The 23,987-nt window shown below is 51.9% G+C and carries 22 protein-coding genes and 1 tRNA gene; 8 read left to right on the top strand and 15 right to left on the bottom strand.

The features are described 5' to 3' along the window. Positions 1-217: hypothetical protein (locus tag AAC01S_RS19755; protein ID WP_217997840.1), on the top strand; the 217-nt coding region annotated here is incomplete at its 5' end. Between the two features lie 417 nt (positions 218-634). Here the strand turns inward: AAC01S_RS19755 and AAC01S_RS13790 are convergent. Beyond that, positions 635-1,066 (bottom strand): hypothetical protein, encoded by a 432-nt coding sequence (locus AAC01S_RS13790; RefSeq protein ID WP_067623475.1) that lies wholly within the window; start codon positions 1,064-1,066, stop codon positions 635-637. An 81-nt stretch (positions 1,067-1,147) separates the two neighbouring features. Then, positions 1,148-1,576 carry a methyltransferase family protein gene (locus AAC01S_RS20265; RefSeq protein ID WP_370670831.1) on the bottom strand — a complete coding sequence of 143 codons (429 nt, stop codon included), beginning with the start codon at positions 1,574-1,576 and terminating at the stop codon, positions 1,148-1,150. A gap of 1,136 nt (positions 1,577-2,712) precedes the next feature. On the opposite strand from AAC01S_RS20265, the gene AAC01S_RS13775 reads away from it, so the two are divergent. After that, positions 2,713-3,147 carry an Hsp20/alpha crystallin family protein gene (locus tag AAC01S_RS13775; protein ID WP_067623463.1) on the top strand — a complete coding sequence of 145 codons (435 nt, stop codon included), beginning with the start codon at positions 2,713-2,715 and terminating at the stop codon, positions 3,145-3,147. Between the two features lie 151 nt (positions 3,148-3,298). On the opposite strand, the gene AAC01S_RS13770 is transcribed toward AAC01S_RS13775, so the two are convergent. The 7 genes from AAC01S_RS13770 to AAC01S_RS13745 form a co-directional block, all read right to left on the bottom strand. Further along, positions 3,299-4,741, bottom strand: coding sequence for a tetratricopeptide repeat-containing diguanylate cyclase (locus tag AAC01S_RS13770; RefSeq protein WP_067623483.1), 1,443 nt, complete (start codon positions 4,739-4,741; stop codon positions 3,299-3,301). A 794-nt stretch (positions 4,742-5,535) separates the two neighbouring features. Further along, positions 5,536-5,775, bottom strand: a complete 240-nt coding sequence (locus tag AAC01S_RS19325; RefSeq protein ID WP_157071180.1) for a hypothetical protein — start codon at positions 5,773-5,775, stop codon at positions 5,536-5,538. A gap of 71 nt (positions 5,776-5,846) precedes the next feature. Continuing rightward, the gene (gene rlmD, locus AAC01S_RS13765) at positions 5,847-7,208 is read right to left on the bottom strand and encodes a 23S rRNA (uracil(1939)-C(5))-methyltransferase RlmD (protein WP_067623461.1); all 1,362 of its coding nucleotides are present in this window, start codon (positions 7,206-7,208) and stop codon (positions 5,847-5,849) included. A gap of 63 nt (positions 7,209-7,271) precedes the next feature. Beyond that, a complete protein-coding gene (gatB, locus tag AAC01S_RS13760) occupies positions 7,272-8,708 on the bottom strand; it encodes an Asp-tRNA(Asn)/Glu-tRNA(Gln) amidotransferase subunit GatB (protein ID WP_067623459.1) in 1,437 nt (478 codons plus the stop codon). Beyond that, positions 8,705-10,138, bottom strand: a complete 1,434-nt coding sequence (gene gatA / locus AAC01S_RS13755; protein WP_067623480.1) for an Asp-tRNA(Asn)/Glu-tRNA(Gln) amidotransferase subunit GatA — start codon at positions 10,136-10,138, stop codon at positions 8,705-8,707. Before gatA ends, gatB begins: the two co-directional genes overlap by 4 nt. A gap of 20 nt (positions 10,139-10,158) precedes the next feature. Continuing rightward, entirely contained in the window at positions 10,159-10,461 is a 303-nt protein-coding gene (gene gatC, locus AAC01S_RS13750; protein ID WP_067623456.1) for an Asp-tRNA(Asn)/Glu-tRNA(Gln) amidotransferase subunit GatC, read from the bottom strand. Positions 10,462-10,604: 143 nt separating this feature from the next. Then, positions 10,605-11,564 carry an MraY family glycosyltransferase gene (locus AAC01S_RS13745; RefSeq protein ID WP_067623453.1) on the bottom strand — a complete coding sequence of 320 codons (960 nt, stop codon included), beginning with the start codon at positions 11,562-11,564 and terminating at the stop codon, positions 10,605-10,607. A gap of 222 nt (positions 11,565-11,786) precedes the next feature. Between AAC01S_RS13745 and AAC01S_RS19580 the strand changes: the two genes are divergently transcribed. After that, positions 11,787-11,933, top strand: coding sequence for a hypothetical protein (locus AAC01S_RS19580; RefSeq protein ID WP_174520855.1), 147 nt, complete (start codon positions 11,787-11,789; stop codon positions 11,931-11,933). A gap of 43 nt (positions 11,934-11,976) precedes the next feature. Here AAC01S_RS19580 and ligA read toward each other — a convergent pair whose 3' ends face one another. Together ligA and pcrA are read right to left on the bottom strand one after the other, a co-directional pair. After that, on the bottom strand, positions 11,977-14,016 hold the full coding sequence (gene ligA, locus AAC01S_RS13735) for an NAD-dependent DNA ligase LigA (RefSeq protein WP_067623447.1): 2,040 nt from the start codon (positions 14,014-14,016) through the stop codon (positions 11,977-11,979). A gap of 52 nt (positions 14,017-14,068) precedes the next feature. Then, complete coding sequence (gene pcrA, locus AAC01S_RS13730) at positions 14,069-16,321, bottom strand: DNA helicase PcrA (RefSeq protein ID WP_083511803.1); 2,253 nt, start codon at positions 16,319-16,321, stop codon at positions 14,069-14,071. Between the two features lie 165 nt (positions 16,322-16,486). Here pcrA and AAC01S_RS13725 point away from each other — a divergent pair. Continuing rightward, a tRNA-Pro gene (locus AAC01S_RS13725) sits at positions 16,487-16,562 on the top strand. 129 nt (positions 16,563-16,691) lie between these two features. Next, positions 16,692-17,231, top strand: a complete 540-nt coding sequence (locus AAC01S_RS18895) for a phage integrase SAM-like domain-containing protein (RefSeq protein ID WP_217997839.1) — start codon at positions 16,692-16,694, stop codon at positions 17,229-17,231. Here AAC01S_RS18895 and AAC01S_RS19575 read toward each other — a convergent pair. From AAC01S_RS19575 to istA, 4 genes are read right to left on the bottom strand one after another with little or no spacing between them, the layout of a single operon-like run. Then, the gene (locus tag AAC01S_RS19575) at positions 17,222-17,440 is read right to left on the bottom strand and encodes a DUF5348 domain-containing protein (protein WP_067623442.1); all 219 of its coding nucleotides are present in this window, start codon (positions 17,438-17,440) and stop codon (positions 17,222-17,224) included. The two genes, AAC01S_RS18895 and AAC01S_RS19575, sit on opposite strands and share 10 nt — an antisense overlap. A 28-nt stretch (positions 17,441-17,468) precedes the next feature. Beyond that, entirely contained in the window at positions 17,469-17,825 is a 357-nt protein-coding gene (locus AAC01S_RS13710) for a hypothetical protein (protein ID WP_067623434.1), read from the bottom strand. Continuing rightward, positions 17,825-18,595, bottom strand: coding sequence for an IS21-like element helper ATPase IstB (gene istB, locus AAC01S_RS13705; RefSeq protein ID WP_067623432.1), 771 nt, complete (start codon positions 18,593-18,595; stop codon positions 17,825-17,827). Before istB ends, AAC01S_RS13710 begins: the two co-directional genes overlap by 1 nt. Further along, complete coding sequence (gene istA / locus AAC01S_RS13700) at positions 18,595-20,064, bottom strand: IS21 family transposase (RefSeq protein ID WP_067623430.1); 1,470 nt, start codon at positions 20,062-20,064, stop codon at positions 18,595-18,597. Before istA ends, istB begins: the two co-directional genes overlap by 1 nt. Before the next feature lie 187 nt (positions 20,065-20,251). Between istA and AAC01S_RS13695 the strand changes: the two genes are divergently transcribed. From AAC01S_RS13695 to AAC01S_RS13690, 3 genes are all read left to right on the top strand, one after another. Next, positions 20,252-22,003, top strand: a complete 1,752-nt coding sequence (locus tag AAC01S_RS13695; protein ID WP_245630225.1) for a type IV secretory system conjugative DNA transfer family protein — start codon at positions 20,252-20,254, stop codon at positions 22,001-22,003. Between the two features lie 40 nt (positions 22,004-22,043). Next, positions 22,044-22,817, top strand: coding sequence for a zinc ribbon domain-containing protein (locus tag AAC01S_RS19975; RefSeq protein ID WP_245630224.1), 774 nt, complete (start codon positions 22,044-22,046; stop codon positions 22,815-22,817). 85 nt (positions 22,818-22,902) lie between these two features. Next, a complete protein-coding gene (locus AAC01S_RS13690) occupies positions 22,903-23,727 on the top strand; it encodes a hypothetical protein (protein ID WP_067623427.1) in 825 nt (274 codons plus the stop codon). The last annotated feature ends 260 nt before the right edge of the window (positions 23,728-23,987 follow it).

Here is a 23,987-nt window from a genome sequence, read left to right as displayed (position 1 = left end):
CCCACATCCGTGGCAACGCACCATGATTTATCGTCAGGAAACCAATATTCAGGGGGTTCCCGATGTTCACCAATACCCAGATCCTCTGCATCATCAATACCACCATAGTACAGCAGATAATTGCGATGGAGTCTCTGTACGCGGGGTCGCGACGTTGCTGGTAGGCTCCCATATCCATCCCACACCAGATACCGTATCTTCTCTGGAGTTGTCGTGAAGGGGCGAAGTATATGTGCAAGCGCGTCTGCATGACTTAGTGGCAAGTGATAGGGCACTTGACCATCCCACGGCTTTGAATCGGCTCCGCTCCCGTTCACTGGTGTAGCAATGGACTCAAATTGCATGGAAGGATGATAGATACATCCTGCCCATGTCGCAATCTCAGCCCAAGACACATACCCAGACGTACTTTGTGCAGGATGTAGGATGCATGCATAGGCTTCGAATCCTGGCGGAACGACAGCCCCCGCCAAGTGGCTGTCAAACGGAAGCAGGCTGTTCACGAGCCACTGTGCAACGAATACATCATCTGAAGGAGAAACCATGAACAATCCTCCAGTGGAACTTCAGGTGTCAGGGATATGTGGGAGTGTTTGTTATCTGGATGTAATCACACAAAACACTTCGTCGTTCTTCAAGATTTGGTGTTTACTGTAAACCCTTCAATATGTCCAAGTTTTACGATTTGTTCTTTCGTCATCCCTTTGGTATCAAGAATGAATTGTCCTGCTATCTTATAAGTAGTGTTTGGTGCCAAAGACTTGTTTACGGTAATCAGGGTGCTACCTGAAAGAATATGGTTCTGTAACGAATTCGGTAACTTTACTCTTACATTTGTGACATACACGGTGCGGTTCGTGTTATTCCATATCGTCGCTGAAAAAGACATCTTTTGTTGATCAAAACCCATATCACTTGAACTCACCGCTCCAATTCCACTGCTCCACCCATTTACTGTAACAGATGGCTGGGGGTTAGGTGTGTTCAACGCATTCTCGTTTCGTAGCCACGTAACACCCACGATTACCACAACAACCAAGATTACAAGCGTTACCCATCTTCTCAATGGCATCATCTCCTCACCGCCATAATATCAACTAAAATTCGGTAATTGCTGACTCCCCTTTCTGTCCCTTACTAATCCCTGTCACTTCGTTACCATACTCCAGGAAACATCCTCCTCGTCCGCTTCCGATACTCCACATATCTCCCCCAAAATGCCTAACCAAGACCTTCTCCTCAACTCGAATTCTGTACGCATAGATGAGCAATAAGCCGATACCACATAACAGAACTCCCACCATGTACGGAGACCAAAGGCGATTCCGACCGCCGTAATCCACCCACCCGTGTAAGCTGGGTGCCGAATTGAACGATACAGTCCTGATTGCACGATTTCCTGGTTTGACACCACTCCGACAACAGGAGAGAAAAACCGTCCAAGTTGGATTATCGCAGTGAATCGAATGATCATGCCCGCAATCATCAAAACGTAGCCTATATACTGCGTCCATCGTGGTAGAATCCCCAGGTGACGTATCGAGAAAGCAATCGATATGAAAATCAGCACATACATTCCAAGTATAATTAGTACCGCAGAACCACGGTCATCATTTTGCTTTTTTGGTTGCCCGCGCCGAAGCAAACGTGCACGCTTCCAGAGTGACATCTCCAACGCAAACCACACGTAGAATAATATCCAGAAGGTCGCGCCCTCATATGTATACACATTCCTCGCTATTCCCCGCCTCGTCGCCTGTTTCAAACAGCATCCACCAATGTCCTCATTATAGAGGATGAAGTGCTCCGCATTACTAAGTGCGCCAATTATTCTTGGTACGAAAAGTTCGTCCAGTCTCCTGCTCTACCCAATCCTGTTATGATCCAAACTCTATTTAACCACATTTTTACATATAGCGACTCTTGAGTTATCATGGTGAAAACAGAGTGAATCGATAGTCCAGAGTCCAGTCGTTCGGAGAAAGGGCGGAAACGGAGGGAGCAAAAATAACAAGTGAACGGGAGCAGTCCGTCGATGAGATTCGGCAACAAGTGAGACAGGAAATCGCGATTCAATTGTTCGACCTCCTTCCCGTTCCGACCATCGCCAATGTATGCGATATGACTGTCGAGCAGGTGTTGGCTCTGGTCAGGCGGTCTGAGTCAGAGGGGGCAGTTAATAGGGAACAGTCAAACGGCAGACCATCTCACAGGGTAAAGTTGCTGGATCAACCAATCTGCAACACAAAAGTCCCTATGGCGGTCAGTACAAAACGTGCAATCCAAAGACATCAAGAAGCGATCAGCAAGTTTAAGAAATATCTATAAGCAACGAAAGGATGATGAGTGATGGCTGATAAAGACTGGGACGATAATTTCCCCGATGGCGTTTTCGTCGTCCCTCGGAATCCCGATGAAGCTTCAAAACAGAACAAACCAGGCACGAGACCGAGAATCATTTGGAAACGCCCCCGTATCGTCGCTCCAATGCCTACCCCCTCGCCGTATGAAGAGAGAGTACAAAGAGAAAGTAAGCGATTCGTGAGGTTGTACGGGAGAAGAAGAGGACTGCAAAGGTAGTGCCTCCGTAACTTACGCCCAGGAACATTCGTTTCACGGTCATATGATGAAAATTCCGATCTTATATGCAAAATTCACCCTGCCACGGGGAACCATAATTGCTGACATTTATGATCTGGAGGTGAAATCAAGATGCCATTAGTCCCCTACGACCCATTCAATATCATGAGACGTGACTTTGGCTCAATCCCGCGGCTGTTCGATGATGATTGGTTCGACAGTCACTTTGCGAATATGCCACGGATTCGAGTTGACGTTCGGGAGAGCCAAAACGAAGTGATTGTGACCGCCGAAATCCCTGGGCTGGAGAAGAAGGAAGACGTGAATATTACCGTCCACGACAACCATCTTCATCTCAGCGGTAAAATCGAACGGATGGGCGAACAAAAGGACGAGAACGTGCATCGCATGGAACGATACTATGGACAATTCTCGCGCACTGTACCATTGCCGACTGCAGTGGATGACACGGGAGCAAAAGCGTCATACAGGAATGGGATACTGGAAGTCAGGATTCCTAAGAGCCAGAAGCAAATCGGTCGTCAGATTGACGTGGACTTTCACTGAAACACATACAGCAAATGCCCCTTGGGATTCCGAGGGGCGTTTTTGCATTTCAGCATGTTGAACAACGTGTTCGTTTACGTCTCGCTGTGCCATGACTCAACATGAACCGCCCCGTTGAATCAGCTTCAAGGGATATGTCAATCAAATCCCACTAATTTTGTACCCGCTGACTGTCTAACAGACCCTCAACAGAAATTTGATTTCTCCCATTTGCTTTGGCTTTGTAAAGTTCTACATCCGCAAGCTGAAACAAGTCGTTAAACTGCAACACCGTACCCTCCCCGTTATCTGCAACACCCAGACTTGCGGATATAGGTACTGGGGTCTCGCCACAGCTAACATTCAAGTTTCGAATCGCCTCTAACATCTGCTCCGCTTTCCTTACGCCTACATCAAGAGTAACCCCACGTAAGATTACAACAAACTCATCCCCACCATAGCGACCAATCAAGTCCTCTTTTCGTAAGACGCTCGTACATGCGTCTGTGACCTGACGGATGACTTCATCACCAAACAAGTGTCCGTACTGGTCATTGATGCGCTTAAAATGGTCGATGTCCACGACAATACAAACGATGTTTTCACACCGATCCGCCGCTTCTCTGAGCCATTCGTTTGCGGTTGATTCCAGTCGATATCGATTTGCTAAACCCGTCGCATGGTCGGTCGTTGCCCTCTTCTTTAAATCTGCCAAACTGTGCTTTACTTCAAGTTGTAAGGCGGTTCGTTCCAGCTCTCTCTTTCGACTTTCTAAAAGCACCGAAATGTATTCCTTCTGAGCATAGAACCCCGTCTCGATATCTCCCATTTGTTCACACAGCCTGCAACGCTCTCTTTGGATCTCTTCGAGAAGATAAATGTCATCGTAATGGCTGACCAAATCCCTGGCATGGGTCAACCATTCGAACGCTTCCCGATAGTGACCCTGATGGGAGTACCAACTCCCTCGCAACATGCTGAATTGAACTTGTTCCCTGATGTATGTATCCGAATCGAGGACAGACTCATTTTCGATTTCTTCAATGAATAACCTCGACCCCTTAAAATCCTCAAGCCCTATGTACGCCTCGGCGATATTCAGCTTGACCCTGACTTTCAGAATCGGGCTGGACGGAGAATGAATCTTTGCCATCTCAAGCCCCAACTTCCCCATCGCAAGCGCACTCGCGAAGTTCCTTTCCACGAGGAGTAGGTGACTGTAATTGCTGTACGCATTGCTCACAATGTTGTACTTTCGTAACCGTGTACCAAGGTTAATGGCTTTGTCCAAGGTGGACTTTGCCTTGTCATAATCCTTGTTGTATTCGTACAGCAAAAATAGGACATTGTGTCGATTCAAATGGTCAGTTTCGTCCCCATGTTCTCGACAGACTTCATCATAAGCACTGATGCAACGAAACGCTTCCTCAATATCGCCGATACAGTAGTACGATGCCGCACTGTTCAAATGGGCAACGAGGATCGATTTATAATCGCCAATCTCCTCACCGCGTTTCAGAAGATCGAAGCAAGCCTCGATGGTCTCTTTGTATTTTCCCTTCGCTCGAAGAGAAGTCACCTGTTGTTGAAGTGACTGGATGTTGCTTTCATGCATGGTCTCACACCTCACAAAGACAGGGATGAGCAAACCGCTTAAGGGTCGAGGTGTGTCATTCTCCTCACATAAATAAGGATGAGCACTCCGTGCCCAGCTATTTGCCTTTAAACTTCTTGGTCTATCATGTCGAATCCTGCACATAAGCACTTGTTAGATAGTGATTAAAGGTATTGTGATTAAGACGCAATAGCAGGTCTGCCTTGGTTGTCGATGTTTACAATCGACCAAGCCGCCCTTGTGCCCTTTGGACCTTCCAAGGGATATTTCGATCCTTCATTGTTCCGTTGGCATCTTCAAAGTCATCAACGAATGTTACCCACAACATCGCTCCTATTTGTGGATAACTCATCTCTGCCCAACTTGCTGATTGTAATCATATTCCATTTTCAAAATCGAAAATCGCAAATTTGAATTGTGCATTTTTCAAAACGGTTTACACCAGATAATTACAGATTTAAGGGGAAAGGGGGCAATCAACCTCAATAACGAATGATTTCTCCATGTCACAGTCCTGCCATTGGACGATTTTCACCTTAGTTTTCCACAGCATTCCATTTCCGATTTTGAAAATGAACAATACCTATTCTGCATTTCACTTTGCCACTCACCAGAACTCTTCATGAAGTGGCGATTAGAGACTGCCTGGTGGTCGGTAAGGCTTATCGGGCATAGTCCCATATGTCCCGAAACCGCGCCGTTACCAAGCTTCTTCCCGTTCTCTCCAGCACAGTCCTTTCCCTATACCCTCCTGTAACCTTTTCCCAATTCTGATTTTGAAATTTGCAAATTACCTATTTTGCATTTCTAACTATGTTCCCATCAAAAAATCCCCTGACATTTTCCCCGCTCCAATCCCGCATTCCACCGTCCTCAATTGTGAACAGTGATAATAATGTCTCGCAAGCAGTTCCCTTTTTTCTCGCCTTGACCCTGTTTTTTCCTGTCAAGACTTTATTCTTGGGATAATAAAGTTCGGGTAAAAAAGACGGGAAAAGGGCTTGTAGGGCAAGGATTTCTCCGTTTTGCCTCACGCCGTTTTCCCGCTTGTATCAGGTGTTTATTATGTCTGGAGCAGGTGTTTATTCGAGTTTGCGAGAGAATTTTATTTACCTACAACTCTTCTGACGAGCGACACACAGCACTCCACATGCGCCGTCTGAGGAAACATGTCCATCGGTTGAATGGCAGCAATTTCGTATCCATTGGTCAGAAGAATCTGCAGATCGCGCCGAAGTGTGGCCGGATTGCAAGAAGCATAGACAATCCGCGGAATCTTCGCCTGGATGGCAGCACGCAGCGCAGGGCCATCAATGCCTTTTCGCGGCGGATCGAAGACGATTGTGCTCGGGCGCGCGCCAGATTGCACCCATTGCGGCAGCCACGCTTCCACCCTGCCTCTATGAAACTCCGCATTGGTCACGCGGTTCCGAACAGCGTTCGCTTTCGCGTCGTCGACCGCCGAAGCAATCTCCTCGATCCCGATGGCCCTCTTCGCGCCTTGGGCCAGCATCAGCGTCATCGTGCCAATGCCGCAGTACGCGTCCACCACCGTATCTTCGGGACGAATCTGCGCATAATCGAGGACGATGTCGTACAACCGACTTGCCATGTCCGTTTGCACTTGCAAAAACGATCGCGGAGACACACGGAACTGTATGCCCCCAATTTCCTCCATCAACTGTCCGTCGCCTTTCAGCACGTCGACCTTGTGTCCCCAAACCGGGCCGTCGACACGGTCTTGTTCGGTGAACGCAACGGTCTTGACCTGCTTCGCGTGAAATCTCGCCAACGCGCGGCGCAGCGATTCGTCGTTGTGGATCGCGGCGAACACCACGAGCTGCTCGCCGTTTGCCTGAGACTCCCGCACAATCACATGATGGACGGCTGCCGCGGTGTCGCGCCCCAAACTCGTCAGGAACTTGCGAGCTCTATCCAACGTTTCCTGCATCGGCTCGCTGAGCAGATGGCATGAATCAGTGGGCACCATGTCATGCGTGCCGTGGCCGAAGAATCCCATTTCAACGCGGGATTCATCCTCGTTGTATCGCACAGGCATCTGCACTTGATTGCGATAGCGAAATTCGCGCGTCGATCCGATGATTGGCCGCACGAACGTCTCCACATCCGGGCCAAGCTTGGAAGCGAGGTAGCGGATGCGGTTTTCCTTCCACGCGAGCTGTGCCTCGTAACTCAGGTGTTGCACCTGGCATCCTCCACAGGCCCCAAACACTGGGCACGGAGCGTCCTGGCGATCCGGTGACGCATCCAACCGCTGTTCGATCACGGCACGAACAAACCGTTTCTCCCGCGCAGTGACGCGAACCACAGCGCGCTCTCCGGGCAAAAGAAACGGGATGAACGCAGTCATCCCGTCAATCGTCGCGACGCCGTCGCCGTCGTCGTTGAGGCGCACAGCAATCGTTTCATGCAACGCACCGAGTTCAAGAGATTTTCCTTCAGACATCGTGTTCCTCCTAGATTACCTCGGTAAGCTCATCTCTATATGTTCATAGATGCTCAATTTTGCTCAGTCGATCGCGTTGATCTTCTCTATCAACAGTTGGTTGACGAGGCCCGGATTGGCTTTGCCTTTCGTCGCCTTCATGGCCTGCCCGACCAATGCGGCGATTGCCCGATCCTTGCCGCCTTTATAATCCGCAACGGATTTGGGGTTATTCGCGATAATCTCATCGAGAATGGGGCCCAGAACGCTCGCGTCGCTGATTTGCTCCATGCCTTGCTCCTGGATGATGGCCGCGGCGGATTTCCCTGTCTCCCACATCGACTTGAACACGTCCCTGCCTTGCTTGGACGATATCTTGCCGCTCGAAATCTCGCTGATCAACCCCGCCAAATTCTCTGGCGTGATGGGGCATTCGGCAAACGTCTTACCTTCGTTGTTCAATGCGCCGAGAATGTCGCTCATAACCCAGTTGCTCGCAGCCTTTGCGTCGACGCCGAACCCAATGACTTGCTCATAGTATGTCGCAGTTTGCGGATCCGCAGTCAACACGCCGGCATCGTACGCCGGAAGTCCCAACTCGGCTTCGTAGCGTTGCCGCTTCGCGGCTGGGAGCTCCGGAATGGATGCCCGAATTTCGGCGAGCCATGCGTCGTCGATGTCGAGATCGACCAAATCAGGCTCCGGGAAGTATCGATAGTCATGCGCTTCTTCCTTGGAACGCATGGAGATGGTCGTCTGCGTCGCTTCATCGAATCGACGCGTCTCCTGCACAACGGCCTCGCCGTTTTCGTAAAGTTCCCGCTGCCGCTCCACTTCGTATTCCAACCCGCGTTGGACGTTGCGGAAGGAGTTCATATTCTTCAATTCGGCCTTGTTGCCAAACTTCGTTTCCCCAACCGGACGCAGCGAAATATTCGCGTCACAGCGCAGCGATCCTTCCTCCATCCGGCAGTCCGAGACATCGCAATACTGCATGATGCTCTTCAGCGCCTCCAGATAGAGGCGAGCTTCTTCCGGGGATCGAATGTCGGGTTCAGACACGATTTCAATCAGCGGTACGCCCGTGCGATTGAAATCGACCAACGTGTGCGATCCGTCCGCGGCATGCGTGGACTTTCCAGCGTCCTCTTCCAAATGCAGGCGCGTAATACCGATGCGCTTCGTTTCGCCATTCAGCTCGATCTCGATATAGCCGTGTTCACCAATCGGCTTATCGAATTGCGATATTTGATACCCTTTTGGCGAGTCCGGGTAGAAATAGTTTTTTCTGTCGAACTTCGACTTCTGGTTGATTTGGCAATTGAGCGCCATCGCCGCTCGAAGCCCCAATTCCAAGGCGTTGCGATTGAGTACCGGCAGCGCGCCGGGATGTCCCATGCACACGGGACAGACGTTGGTGTTCGGCTCCGACTTGCTGTCGTTTTTACAACCGCAGAAGATCTTCGATGCCGTCTTCAACTCCACGTGCACTTCAAGTCCAATGACGGTCTCCCAATTCATCGTGCCACCCCCAAGACCGGCGCTTGCCACGTAAAGGTCCGCAACTGCTCGTACGCGTGCGCGACGCGCAAAATCGAATGTTCGTCGAACGGCTTGGCCAAGATTTGCAACCCGATGGGCAGTCCATCAGAAAATCCGCAGGGCACACTCGCGCCGGGAATGCCTGCGAGGTTGGCCGGAATCGTGTAAATATCGTTCAGGTACATTTGCAGCGGATTGTCCGCCTTTTCGCCGAATTGGAACGCCGTCGTGGGCGCCGTCGGCATCAAGATGACGTCGCAGGATGCAAACGCCTGCTCGTAGTCTTGGCGAATTTTCGTTCGCATTTGCTGCGCCCGCTTGTAGTAGGCGTCGTAATAGCCCGACGACAAGGCGTATGTGCCGATGATAATGCGGCGTTTGACTTCCATGCCAAATCCTTCGCTGCGGGAGCGCTCGAACATGTCGATCACGCCGCTCGCCTCAGCCCGACGGCCGTAACGTACCCCGTCGAAACGAGCGAGATTGGAGGAGGCTTCAGCCGGCGCAATCAAATAGTAAGTCGCAACGGCGTACTCCATATGCGGAAGTTCGACTTCCACGACTTCGGCGCCGGCACCTTGCAGCGCCCGAACCGCTCCGTCCACCGCGGCCTTCACAGCAGGCTGCAGTCCTTCCTCAGGCAGATTGCGCACGATGCCAATCCGAATGCCCTTGACGCCGGCATCGATCCCGGCCGTAAAGTCGACCTGCTGCTCGGCAGGCAGCTTGGCGGAAGTCGAATCCATCGGATCGTAGCCGCAAATGGCGTTCAGGACGATGGCGGCGTCTTCCGCAGAACGAGTGAATGGCCCAATCTGGTCCAAGGACGAAGCGAACGCGATGAGGCCATAACGCGAAACGCGTCCGTATGTCGGCTTGATGCCAAAGCAGCCGCAAAATGCGGCGGGTTGACGAATCGATCCACCCGTGTCCGATCCCAGGGCAAACGGCACGAGTCCGGCAGCCACAGCTGCCGCCGAACCACCGCTGGAACCACCCGGCACATAGTTTGCCCCGTAGGGGTTGGCCGTCTTTTGAAACGCGGATGTTTCCGTCGAAGAACCCATCGCAAACTCGTCCATATTGGTCTTGCCGACGAGAATGCCGCCAGACTGGCGCAGTTTCTGAGCGACGGTGCCATCGTACGGCGGAATGTAGTTTTCGAGAATGCGGGAAGCCGCCGTCGTGCGAATTCCCTTCGTAATCATGTTATCCTTCAGCGCGTACGGAATCCCGAACAACGGTCCCGACTCGTTGGTGAGCTGCTGCTTTTTGGCGTGATCGCGGGCTTCCTCAGCTGTCACTGTCAAAAACGATTTCAGCGCTCCATCGTACCGTTCAATCGCGTCGAGCGACTCGTTGACCCAGTCACTGGGACTGGTTTCGCCGGATCGGATGGATGCAATCATGTCTTTCAAACTATGTAACGTCACGCTTCGCTTCCCCCTTCGAGCACGGCGGGCACACGGACCTGTCCCGCTTCGCTGTCAGGCGCATTCATCAGTGCCGCGTCGCGTGGAAGGCTGTCTCGCACGACATCGTCACGCAACACATTGGTCTGTTGGAACGGGTGGCTCGTCGGTTCGACGCCGGTCAAGTCCACTCGTTGCAAAGTTTCCGCATAGTCCAGGATGTCGCTCAACTGCGGAGCCAGGAGCGCCTTCTCCGAATCCGGCATCGCCAAACGCGCCAACCGGGCGACGTGACTGACTGTTTCTTCCGTAATTTTCAACGTACGTCCTCCTTGATATGGCATGTCCGATCTCGTCACAGATCTTCGCTGCAGAGGTTGTCCAAAGATTCCAACGAGGTCGCACTTTGCCAGGCGGGTTCTGTGGGGATTATAGCACAGCGGACGTGCTCTCGCTCACTGCTTCAGTGGGAAACGATCTCAACCAGGATGGAGGCGAGGGAAAAACAGACACCGACCAAATACAGAATCGCGACTGTTTGAATCTGGGTGAGACCAGACTTCATCATCATGTGAAAGGTATGGCCCTTGTCGGCGACGTAGACAGGACGCCGTTCCTTGAATCGGCGGGAGACGACCCAGACGGTGTCGAGAATCGGCACGCCGAGCGCCAACACGGGTACAGCCACCGAAACGAGCGTCGCGCTTTTAAACGCCCCGTCAATCGCGATTGCCGCCAACGCGTATCCAAGAAACGTGGCGCCGGCGTCACCCATAAAAATTCTGGCTGGGTGGAAATTGTATTTCAGGAAACCGAGGCACGCACCGACGAGGGATACCGCCAATATCGCCATGGTGTCTTGACCTTTCATCAACGCGATAAGCACCAGCGTCATGGAAGAAATCGAAGCCAGCCCAGCCGCCAGACCGTCCACGCCGTCGAGAAAGTTCATCATATTGGTCATGCCGACGACCCAAAACACCGTCGCCAAAACCGACAACCACAAAGGAAATGTGAAATAGGAATGGTACAGAGGCAAATTGACGCCGCTAATCCGAATGTGGTACACCACCAAAATCAATGAAGCGAGGATTTGCGTGAGGAACTTCGGCCAAGCCTTAAAATCCTTGCCGCGCGTCTTATAGAAATCGTCGATCACGCCAATGCAGAAAATCAACAACCCGCCAACGGTGATACCCCAAAACGTGGAGTGTTTGTGCCCTACCAAGCCAGCGGCGACCACAAACGCGAGATAGATAGCAAGTCCACCGAGCAAAGGGATGGGTTCCCGATGAATTTTTCGACTGTTCGGCCGATCCACGAACCCCGTTCGCAACGCGAACACGCGGACAAGCGGTATTGTAGCCAAGGAGATCGCGATGGCAATGGCAAAACATATGAATAGGGACCAAATCGGGATCATATCTGGTCAAACAGCCTCCAGTCGAATCGTCGTATACCATTTACTTCTATAAAAATAACGCAAAAAGATTGAAAAATTTTTCAAAAGCAGAGGGTTTGATTGCTTCACAAACTGTTTCCCAAACCAGTTCGGATAACCCTAGGCATGGCAAGTCCTCTCGTTACATAGATATATAACCGAATCCATGCAAATTCATTATACTACGCGAGGGGGCCTACCACATTGGCTTCGAACGACATCATCATCGGATTGCTGATTGCGCTGCCTATTGCCTTCATTGCCGGCCGATTCTCCAATCGTATCGCATTCTTTCACGCTCAGACGGAACAAAAGCTGACGGTGCCGGAGTTTCTCAAGTCAAAAGAATGACGTGCGCGCGCAAAATGGGTCGGGCTCTGCTTTTGCGGAGCCCTCAGTCGCGCAACCCGGCCGCGTCGACAAGCTGTAAGAACGCACCCTCATCGAGAATTTGCAGCGACGGATTCTTGCCGGAGCGGATGAGATCTTGCGCTTTCTCCAGTTTGCTTCCGGCCTTTTCGCCGGCGACGACAAAATCGGTCTTTGCACTTACACTGCCCGTAATGACCCCGCCCAATCGTTCAATCCAAGCTGTCGCCGTCTTTCGATCCGCTTGCGCAAGCGTCCCCGTCAACACGATGGTCTTGCCAGTAAAGGGACTCTCCACTTTCTCGATCCGCTGGCCCAGGTAATCCATATTCAATCCCAAATCCTCTAGATCCCGAATCAGCTCTTGTACGCCTGGCGTGGCAAAATAGCCGGCGATGCTCTCTGCCATCTTCGGACCGACGTCTGGAACCGTGACCAGCGAATCCACGGTGGCGGACATCAGATTCTGCATCGTCCCGTACGCCTGCGCGAGCGTCTTCGCCGCCTTCTCCCCGACGTGCCGTATTCCTAAACCAAACAGAAGGCGCTCCAACGAGTTGCGCTTGCTCTGTTCAATCGCATCCAACAGTTTATCCGCGAGTTTCTCGCCCATTCGATCCAGTTGTAACAAATCGCTTTTCGTCAGCCGATAGAGATCGGCAACCGTGTGGATGAGCCCCTTCTCGAGCAAAATGGCGATCCATTGCTCCCCGAGGCCCTCGATATTCATGGCATCCCTGGAGACGAAGTGGATCAGGCTTTCGCGAATCAGCGCAGGACAACTCGGATTGACACAACGCCAGGCGACCTCGCCGTCCAAACGCCGCAGCGGTTCTCCGCACTGGGGGCAGCACTCGGGCATCGCGAACGTGGGGTAATCGAACGTTCGCCGATCCGCAAGCGACTTGATCACCTCAGGGATAATATCACCGGCTTTTTGCACAACGATGACATCGCCAACGCGAATGTCACGCTCGCGAATCAAATCTTCGTTGTGGAGTGACGCGCGCGAGACGGTGGTTCCGGCAAGCTGAACGGGATCGAACACGGCGGTTGGCGTGACCGCGCCCGTACGGCCAACGCTCAACTCGATGTCCCGAAGGATGGTCTCAGCCTGTTCCGCCGCGTATTTGTAGGCGATGGCCCAACGCGGGCTCTTCGCGGTAAAGCCCAGTTCCTGTTGCAGAGCCAGGCTGTCCACTTTTATGACCATGCCGTCTGTTGCGTAGGGCAATGTGTGGCGCTTCTCGGCCCACTCGTCTATGTAAGCAATCACGTCCGCGATGGAGCGGCAGATCTTCCGTTCACCGTTGGCCGGCAAACCGAGACGGCTCACCCACTCCAAAGCCTCGCTGTGATATTCAACGGGATACGATTCAGCCTGCGCCAATTGGTAGACGATCACGCCCAAGCGTCGCGAAGCGGCAATGGCGGGATCGAGCTGGCGCAGCGATCCCGCCGCGGCGTTGCGCGGATTGGCAAACGGCATCTCGCCCGACGCCTCGCGCTGTTCATTCAGAAGCGCAAAAGCCTTCTTTGGCATGTAGGCTTCACCGCGAACTTCGAGTGAAACTGGCTCGGACAACTGCAGTGGCACATTGCGAATGGTCCGGATATTCTGGGTGATATCCTCGCCAACATCGCCATCGCCGCGCGTCGCGCCACGAATCAATTTCCCCTGCTCGTAACGCAGTGAAACGGCAAGACCGTCGATCTTCAACTCACAGACATACGTGACATCTCTGCCGATCACTTGCCGGACGCGCCGATCAAACTCAAGCAGTTCCTCGGTCGAATACGCGTTGGCAAGCGAGAGCATGGGAATCTCGTGCTCGACTTTGGCGAACCCTGCCGCCACCGGCGCACCCACCCGCTGACTTGGCGATGTGTCCGATTGAAGCTCAGGATATTCCGATTCGAGATGAATCAGTTCACGCATCAGCGCGTCCCAATCCGCATCCGAAATCGATGGATTATCCTCCGTGTAGTAGCGGCGATTGTGATACTCAATCTCTCGCCGCAGGGCTTCAACCCGATCTCTGGCTTCCTCGAACGTCAATCCCATGGTTCCATCCTCCGACACACCATTTCCCTTTTAAGAGGTTGTCCGAAAAGGGTCATACTTTGACGATTGGAGCGAACTTCGCGAAAAGCTTTCGCTCGCCGATGGGTTCTTCAAACCGAACCATCAGTTCGAGGCTTTCCCCATGGCCGTTCGTCGACACAATGGTGCCCCGCCCCCACTTGCGATGTTCGACGACATCGCCGGGATCGTACGAAAGCGACAGGTCGGCCCCGAAAGACTGAGGAACCACCATGCCCGACCCGTTCCCTGCCAACTCCGCGGGGCGCCTCGGTGGATCCCGGCGCTCCACGAGAAATGATTGCCGCATCGTTCCTGCTTGTTCCAGGGCGTCACTTGGCATTTCAGCCAGGAATCTCGATGTCGTAAACGATCTCCGCTCACCGAAGATCATTCGGTTGCTGCAGGTCGTAAGGTACAGGCGCTCTTTCGCCCGCGTAACTCCAACATAGCAGAGACGTCGCTCTTCCTCCATCTCCTCGGGTGACTCGAGAGCCCTCTTGTGCGGGAACACACCTTCCTCCATACCCACCAGAAACACGGTTGGAAATTCCAAACCCTTCGCCGCGTGGAGCGTCATCATGGTCACTTCGTCTCGCTGAGATTCCCCGCCCTGCGGCATACCTTTGTTCAAATCCGTATCCGCGACCAGGGCGACTTCCGTCAAGAACTGCTCCAATGGGGTAACTCCGTCGTCCCGGCTTCCGTTTTCATCGAACTCTCTCGTCAGCGACAAGAACTCATCCAAGTTTTCCAATCGGCTTTGCGCTTCCAAGGTCTTTTCAAGTTCCAGCGCTTCACGGTAACCCGTCCTTGCAAACACTTCCTCCGTCAAATCCGTAAGCGGGAGGAACTCGCGCTGCCTCTGCAGGTTTAAAACCATTTGAACAAAATGCGCGACGGTCTCTGCCGCCTTGCGGCTCAACCCTGCTTCCGAAGCGCGGCTTGCGGCAGCGAAAAGCGATAGTCCGTGATGACGCGCAAACTCTTCCAGCTTGCGAATCGACGTATCTCCAAGGCCGCGCTTTGGCACGTTGATGACCCTCGAAAACGAGACGTCGTCGTCGGGATTGGAAACAAGCCGCAAATAGGCAAGAACGTCCTTGATCTCGCGCCGTTCATAGAACTTGAGACCGCCGTAAATCCGATACGGGATGCCCCTTTGCAGAAACATTTCCTCAATCACGCGCGACTGAGCGTTCGTTCGATACAGGACGCTCACATCCGCATACGAAGCACCGTTCGACACCAGCTCCAAGATTTGGTCCGCCACATACTGCGCCTCCACGCGCTCGTCGGCGGCGTGAAACAGACGCGCCTTTTCGCCATCGCCGGCGCTGGTCCACAGCCGTTTGTCGCGTCGAACCTGATTTTTGGAAATCACCTGGTTGGCAATTCGCAGAATGGTTCCGGTGGATCGATAATTTTGTTCCAACCGAATGACGGCTGCGTTGGGATAATCTCGCTCGAAGTCGAGGATGTTCCGGATATCGGCACCTCTCCAACCGTAGATGGATTGGTCCGAGTCGCCTACGACGCACACGTTTTTGCGCTTTTCCGCCAACAACTTCACCAACACGTACTGGGCATGGTTCGTATCTTGGTACTCGTCGACGTGAATATGAGAAAAACGCTGCTGATAATACTGCAGGACACTGGGCTGTGATCGAAAGAGCTCGACAGTTTTCATAATCAAGTCGTCGAAATCGAGCGAGTTGTTTTCCTTGAGCCGACGCTCGTACTCCGAGTACACGTTCGCCACCATCTTCTCGTACGGCGAACCCGCACTGTCCTGTACTTTTGCCGCGGATCTCAACTCGTTCTTGTGTTGACTGATCTGATGCAGAACCGCTCTCGGCTCATATTTCTTCGTATCGATGTTCATGTCGACCATGACGCGCTTTACAACCGACAGTTGATCCGCGCCATCCAGAACGGTGAACGAGTTCGAGTAGCCAATGTGCGCAATGTCCCTGCGCAAAATTCGAGCGCACAGCGAGTGAAATGTCGACGTCCAAATATCTGCGGCGGCTGGCCCCACCAACCGTTCAATCCGCTCTGTCATTTCTCTGGACGCTTTGTTGGTAAACGTGATGGCCAAAATCGCCCACGGAGGAACGCGCCGCACCGCGATGAGGTAGGCGATCCTTCGCGTCAAAACACTTGTTTTTCCACTCCCCGCCCCCGCCAAAATCAAGAGTGGGCCATCCGTATGTTGAACGGCTTGCTGCTGTTCAGGATTGAGGCCTTGCAAAATCGTCTGCTCGTTCGTTTCGATGAGTGACACAAACTCATCCCTTTCCGTCACCTTCGTCCTTTCAAGTATATCAGTCTTGTGCCAGACATGCGATCATCTGTTCGCATCCATGAAATTACTTCAGGGAGAGGTTGACGCTCCGCCAATACCCTGCTATAGTGTCATTTGTCCGCTTTGCGAAGCGGTCGATCACGACGGAATGTAGCTCAGGTGGTAGAGCGCACGGTTCGGGACCGTGAGGTCGCAGGTTCGAGTCCTGTCATTCCGACCAGAGTAGTAATAATGCGGGAAAACGGCGTATTTTCGAGTTGTGAAAACCGTGTGGCCGTAGCCTGACACGTTTTCATTGAGCTGTGACCACTTGTTTCCTGAGATAGGATTCAGGAAGGAAGTGGTTTTTTTGTTGATCAAATTTGCGATTAAAGATTTTATTGATGATCGAAAGTTGAAAAACGTCTCTCCCCACACTCTCCAAGGTTATAAGCGTACACTTGATGAATTCCATCAGTTTTGTGTCGAAAATCAGCGTATTGACATGTCCAATGTTATCCACCTCCTCGTTAAAAGCTATTTCATCCACTGCCAATGTGAGCGAGACAACAGCCCTGTAACCCTGAACCACAAGCTGATAAACCTCCGTGCATTTCTAAACTATGCCCAATCAGAATTGGAACTCTACGACGAGAAAAGTAATCCAATACGGAAAATTTCAAGATTCCGAACCGATGTCAAAATCGAGGTTTTCTCGGATTATCATATCCGGCAGATGCTTTTGTACTTTCGTCGTCTTAAACAGCGAGAAAAGACATTCTATGCCGTAAGTGTGTTTGTCAATCGAAAAGTTGACCACCTTGCTAACCGAATTGTTGACCACCCCGGGCGAAACGTTAGCCAGCAGTCAGGTGTGTTTTTCCGTTGCTCGGAAGAGGGTTACATATAGATGGTGTAGGTCTCTCTCTGTCTGAGAGCGAGGGTAGTGTCAGCGATCACAACGTACCAGCTGTCGGCCATCTCCAGCCTACACGGGAAGCGCGTGCGGCCAAGCAGTAACTCAAATGTTTCACCGCAGTGAAGTCCATAATCCGTGGTTCCCGTCGTTACAACCCATCTGTTCATATTTGGTTGGTATGAGAGACGGGATCTGTGCATTTATCTCACCTCCTTTCCACCCCGGGGCTTAGAAGTAGAAGTTATCGTTGTTTTCTAAGTGTCCATGTTGCTCCACACTCTTCACCGGTCGGTGTAACTCGGCTTCCATCGCTTCATCCAATATTTTTTCCGCTGCCTCTGCAGTGAGTCTTGCTGAGCACTGCTCATTTTGGTGGAAGGTGTACAACCACTTTCGGCGGGTCCCGAACTCCATGGTGAGTTGGTTGTCTGTCACTGCGAGCACTTGTCCTCGTTCGTAGCACTCTGTCACTCGGACGCCTATCGTCATGCCTGTGAACAGAGGGAATACTTGGTATCCCATGTCAAAACACCAGCCTATTCCGTTCATACCATCGTTTCGCAGCAAACCGGTCCCCCATTTCATCATGCAGTCCCCCTATCGATTGCGTTGCGCTTTTGGCTCTCACGGAAGCGGTACGACTCACCTTCAAACACGAGAATATGAGCATGGTGGGTCAGGCGATCCAGCAACGCCGTAGTCATCGTCGTGTCATGAAACACCTCGTCCCAGCGGCCGAATTCGAGGTTTGTGGTGATCAGTAAGCTGCCGTGTTCGTAACGGTGTGCGCAGAATTGGAACAACAGCGGTCCGCCCTGGGTGAGTGAGACGTAGCCGAGCTCGTCTGCAATCACGAGGTCGAACTTGTCCCACATACGCAGATACCTTGGCAACCGGTACTCGGACTCTGCCTGCAGTAATTCCTGGACAAGTTGCATCACCGGGATGAATCGGACACGGTACCCGGCCGCAATCGCACAATGTCCCAGCGCGACAGCCACATGAGACTTCCCAGTGCCACTTCCGCCCATACACACGACGTTCTCCTTGTCCCGCACGAAATTCGCTTCTGCAAGGCTCAGGATCTTTGGTTTGGAGAGGCTCGGAATCGCCGTGAAGTCAAACTCTTGGAGTGTCCTTGCTACCGGGAACTTGGCCTGCCGTGTGTACGTCTGTAGACGGCTTTGTTGGCGGGACAACCGTTCTTCCTCCAGGCATCCGGCTAGGAATCGCGTCAACGAGTAGTCATTGTCCACCGCCTCTCGTGCAAGCGACGCATAGGACCTGCGCAGACCCGGAAGGCGTAATTCCTTGCAATACAGGTCTATCTTAGCGGCTTGGATATTGTCGTCCATCAGTGCACCACCCCTTTGGCTAGGGAATCGTAGCGAGAAAGGCTTTGCTTACTGAGACGGAAGGCTTTCAGTTCATCCGGGATCACAACTGTGCCGCTTGTGTTCTCAACTGGTGAGAGGCGCTTGCGAATTTGTTCGGCGCTCACGTGATCGGGGCCAATTTCCTGAATGGCTTGTAGAATCTCTTCGGCTCGGAACGAGCGATGTAACTGGAGGACAGGCACGAAGTCCTTGTAGCCATCTGGCCGGCTCGCCATCATGCGGCGGCGAACCTGTTGGTAGACTTCCGGTAGTTGGCGTACAACCGCAGCGTGTGTAACAGCATGCGGCTTTCTTTCAAGGACGGACAGGTAATGCTCAAGTTCCAGAAGCGTCTGTTGTCGGTCATGAGACCTCTTGTGCGTCGCGACCATGCGGTCCCTGTCGACAATCTCGATCTTCTCCGCAAACGCGCGCAGTTGCAGCGTTTTCCCCACATACTCACTTGGCACGGAGTATCGATTTCTCTGGAAAGTCACCAAGCATAGCTTGTTCACCGTGACCCAATGTGAAACGGCGCAGATGTGCGGGCGCTCAGGCAACGTCCGCATCCCGGCGCGTTCTTGTTCCCACATCGACCAGTTCTGCTCACGCTTCTTTGAACACCAAGCCAGAAGCTGGTCATTGAATTCTTCAAGGCTGTCCACTCTGGGGACGGGTACGCAGACGTGTCGACGGACGTACCCGACGCCATTCTCTACGCTACCTTTCTCGTTGGGTTCCCCTGATCGACAATAGTCGCTGTCAAATAGATAGTGCGCACGCAGTGAGGATAAAAGCGTGTGTTCCTCACGTGCTGGCCCCGCAAGGATCTTCGTCACCGCCGTCTTGGGATTGTCGTAGCGCACGCCAGCCGGAACCGCGCCAAACCACTCAAACGCCAATCTGTGTCCTTCCAGGAACGCCTCCAGTCTCTCCGTGGAAAATGCATAGGCAAACAAGACTCCGCTCATTCGTAGGCGCATCACGAATATGTGTACGACCGTCCGCTTGCCGCCCACATAAATCGTGACGGATCCAAAGTCAGCTTCGGCCAACTCACCAGCATCCGCTGTGAGTGGAACAAACGCCTCTTTGGACTTGTCCTTCAAGCGACTTACCCAGTGGCGGACAGTAGACTCCGCAGCATCGAACTCATCCTTGTACTCATCGGCAAGCCGCTCGTAGATACGTACTGAGGTATGGTGCTGCTTGGCCGGAACGCCGGGTTTCTTGTCCTCTTCCAGCCAGCGCTCAATGACTGGGAGCCAACGTTCCATCTTCGGTCTCGGGCGAGGTTTGTTCAAAGTGTATTTGGGGATGTCTGCGTCAGACAGCATTTTGCGGACTGTCTGGCGCGACACTTCGCACTGTTGGCTAATCTTTCGAATGGACCAACCATCCACAAAGCGACGTTTACGGATATATTCTTTAGTGACCATCTCGATCATTCCTTTTCCTCCCGCTCGTGTAGTCTCAGCAACTACAGCGTACAGGAAGGGGATGTCGGGGTGGTCAATTTTTCGGTTATCAATGTACCTCCACGTGGTCAACTTTTATGTTAGCGAACACAAGCGAAAATTTCAAAGTGGTAGAATGCCGCTTCAAAATGTACATAAACGAGGGAAGGAGAACAGCGTGCAACCACCAAACATCTTGCCGGTATCCACCATCGCGCACATTTTCGAAATCATTCCAAGGATGATTTGGATCATGTTTGGCGCGCTGGTGGGTGTATTTCTCATCTATAAACTCGTCTATAAATTATTCGGCATGGTAGCCATGATAGCGAGTATTTTCACTCTTGGCGGTGTCGGATTTGTCTTTGTACGAATTCAACGTGTCGTGGTAAAGTGGCAAACAACTGTCACTCATTCCACTTCACATCCAACACACGCAGGCACGGTTCACGTGCCGACGAACGGATCGCAAATTGCCAATCCGCTGGCCCAAGGCATGCACCCCCAGTTGTCGCTCCCTAATGTAAATGCTATGAATCCGCTCATGTATCAGAGTTCTTGGTTAATTGCAGCAGTCATCGTGGTCGCGATGGTTTCGACGCTATTATTCCTCATTGTTCGAGTCATACCGTCGAGAACACGAATTATCCTACTTCATCGCCTCAGAGCAACAAGCGTCGCCACATCTTCAAAACGTGACACGGAAGATAGGGATTTTCACCTATCGGATATTGAAATAGGCGTTCGCAAAGATAATGGCCGTCCCGTCTTTCTCGAAGGGCGTGATCGATTCTTGCATACGCTTGTCGTCGGGAGTACGGGTACGGGGAAGACGAGTCGCATTTTGACCAAAGGTGTGTACCAGGATATCCGTGAAATTGCGTTAGGCAATCCGATGGATGTCATTGTTCTCGATCCCGATGGCGGCTTTGCACAAAGCGCCCTCGACTTTGCTGAGAAAATGAATGTGAAGCGGGACGTCATTGACTTGCGGGGCGGAATCGGACACGTCAGTACGGTGTCTTTCAATCCGTTTTCAGGCGGTGATATCGCCGACATTGTAGATAATGTTCGCGTTGTTCTCAAAGAGCAGATGGGTGAACAGGATTCGTTTTTCCAAAATGCACAGGACGATTTGGTTCGCAGTGTCATTCAGGTGCAAGTCCCGCTATGGCCAGAGACAGACTTTGTTCAGTTTTCCGAGTTGGTGACGGATCCCGTGCACTTCCGAGCTGTGTGTTCCATGGTCTACGACCATGCCATGCATCGGAGGCCGGAGCGTGGTAAGGGCAAGAAGGATGAGAACGGTGGCGTGGCAGACTTATGGATGCATGAGCGTCCGTATGTTGAGGCTCGCTACGATGAGATGGAAGAGCATCATCGAAGTATGGTCTTGTCTGCTGCTCGGTCATTCCTGATGGATACGCGTACGGAAGCGAAACTTGAACACCTTGAGAAAATCACGAAGGGGCTCAAAATTGTCGTCAACGAGCTTGCGACAAATGAACGAATGCGACAAGTCCTTCGTCGTGGGCAATTGCCGATGTTTGATTTTCAGTCGTTCTTTCAGGCGGGCAAAGAAGAACCTGGTCGGTTGATTATGGTCATCACCGGCAATCGGACATTCGGAAAACTATTCGGCAAGTTGTTTCTCATTACGATGAAGACATACGCTCTAAGCCGCAGTGGCAGCGAATGGACACGCCGCCCCGTCTACCTCTATGCAGATGAGTTTGGCGTGTTTGGAACTGATTCGTTTATCGAAGCGTTCTCGCAAATCCGCAAATATAGAGTTGCGATGATGTTGGCGATTCAAGCGCGATCGCAACTACAGGACGTGAGTAAAAAGTTTCTTGAGGTCGTGGAAGGGAACTGTCGGAACAAAATCGTCTTTTCCGGCCCCGTCATCGAACGATGCGAGATTCTTTGAAGATGCGCTAGGCACAGTGGTGAACGTCAAAGAGACGAATATGGAGAATAAGCTGAGCTGGTTCGGATTTGACAATCGTAACCGAGATCGAAGGATTAGCACGAGAGAAGATGTCGATCCGCGCTTTCGCATTGAGGACTTATCTTTTGGTCTGAGCAAAGACGAGGCTGTGTTTTTAATGACCGTCGATAACCAGGCGCAGGTGCCGTTTATCGGGTTTACATCGGTTGCCGATTCGTGGGTCAAGCAAAAACGGGGGTTCCTTGCCTCTCCTTCAGACAATCGAAGGCTGAGTACCGTGCACTCTGGTGTCCATTGGATACGACGTATGGATGAGACCGTTCCAGCTCACGTTGTGAAAGACAAACCTGAGGCGGAAATGGCTAGCTCGACTTCAAGCTATCAGTTACAATCGTCCGATGACGTGGCTGTGTTAAAAGCAACATTCGTAAAGCCGACTGCGAATTCAAACGAGGTAATATCCGTTCAAACCCTGGTGCTGACGAATCCAAACCAATCAGTTAAGGAAGTTATATCGCCTCAACGTAAGTCAGTTGTGGCGAAAACAGAGTTGGTTGAATCCACAGATGAGCCCGCATCCGCACAGCACCCGAGTGACGAAATTGGCCAGGATCAGGCCACTCCATCTGTTCAACGATTTGATTTACGCCGCCGATCAATACCTGACATGCCTATCGAGAGCCGCCAGGGGAAACAGTGCCCAGGATGTCAGGCATCGTATCTTGAGTTGACCGCGGACGAACGAAAGTGGCGGTGCCCGAAGTGCGGATTTGACCGTAAGAATCGTGCATAGGTGACACGATGTTGGCACGTGTCATTTTTTCCTGCGTGTTACGGTGACGACAGATGCCACAGTCTGAACCGAGAGGAGCAAGGAAATGGAAAACAGCCAAGTCGTTTATGTGAATACTTTTGCTGAAGGGGCGCTCATTGGGAACCCTGAAGAGATTACCGACACACAACTCCCAGCCGTCGCTCGTACATGGAAGAAAAACGCGGCCGTCGTGCATTATCGATTATTTGGTACAGAATCGGTATCACTTCACGGGAAGCGAAAAAAATTCCTCATCGGAGACATCGGTTCAGCGAAAATCATCTTGCCCGTGGAAGAGGAATACTCAGGAGTCGCTGCTGCGGATAACCCGGAGCGCTTGCTCAATTACTGGATCTCTGCCGTCATCGATGACTTTGATCTCGAAGATGCTGCGAATCCTGTTCTTGTCCTCAATCGTAAGAAGGCACTCGAACGCCTGCGAGAAATTAACGCGCGTCGTGTCGTTGAAGGTGGACAAGCCTATGGTGTAATTCAAGCTGAAATTCGCGGTGGATATATCATGAACGTGGCAGGTTTTCAGGCCTTGATGCCACGATCGTTCTATGATTGGGATACAAGTCTTGTTGGATACATTGGTGAAGGATTCAATGTACAAGTGGTATCCATCGGGAACAACGGTCCGATTGTTTCCCGGCGTGAATTGCTGCCCAATCCATTTCATGCAGTCGGGGATCGGATTCAACGGGGAGCACGGGTGAGGGCGCGGATTACGCATATCTATCATGGACTCTTCAAAGCGGAAATTCGACCAGGCGTACGCATCAGTATATCCACACCGCGGATGTACCGGATTTTACAGGTCGGTGACGAGGTCATGGTGGAGGTCAAGGGGAAGAATCGACGAGAGTTTTATGGGGTTGTGATTTAGATTGAGATACGACTAAGCACATACCAGACTTATTGAACGAAATATTCCAAGTGATACAACTTCACTCGCCACCTATGGTTCAATGCTAAAGTGGTGAGTGTTTTTGTGTATATAAAGGCATAAGTAGAACACGGAAAATCAGTAGATGGGTCCATATATGCTCTGAGGCTAGGAACAAAGGTGAACGAGACACATATCCATTTTGTGGGATTCAAAGATTGGCTACGAGCCCTTGCCCTGATTGAGAAAATTCGCTTTCA

It is taken from the genome of Alicyclobacillus acidiphilus NBRC 100859, assembly GCF_001544355.1.
Lineage (GTDB): Bacteria > Bacillota > Bacilli > Alicyclobacillales > Alicyclobacillaceae > Alicyclobacillus > Alicyclobacillus acidiphilus.
This window is presented reverse-complemented; position numbering and strand designations above follow the sequence as displayed.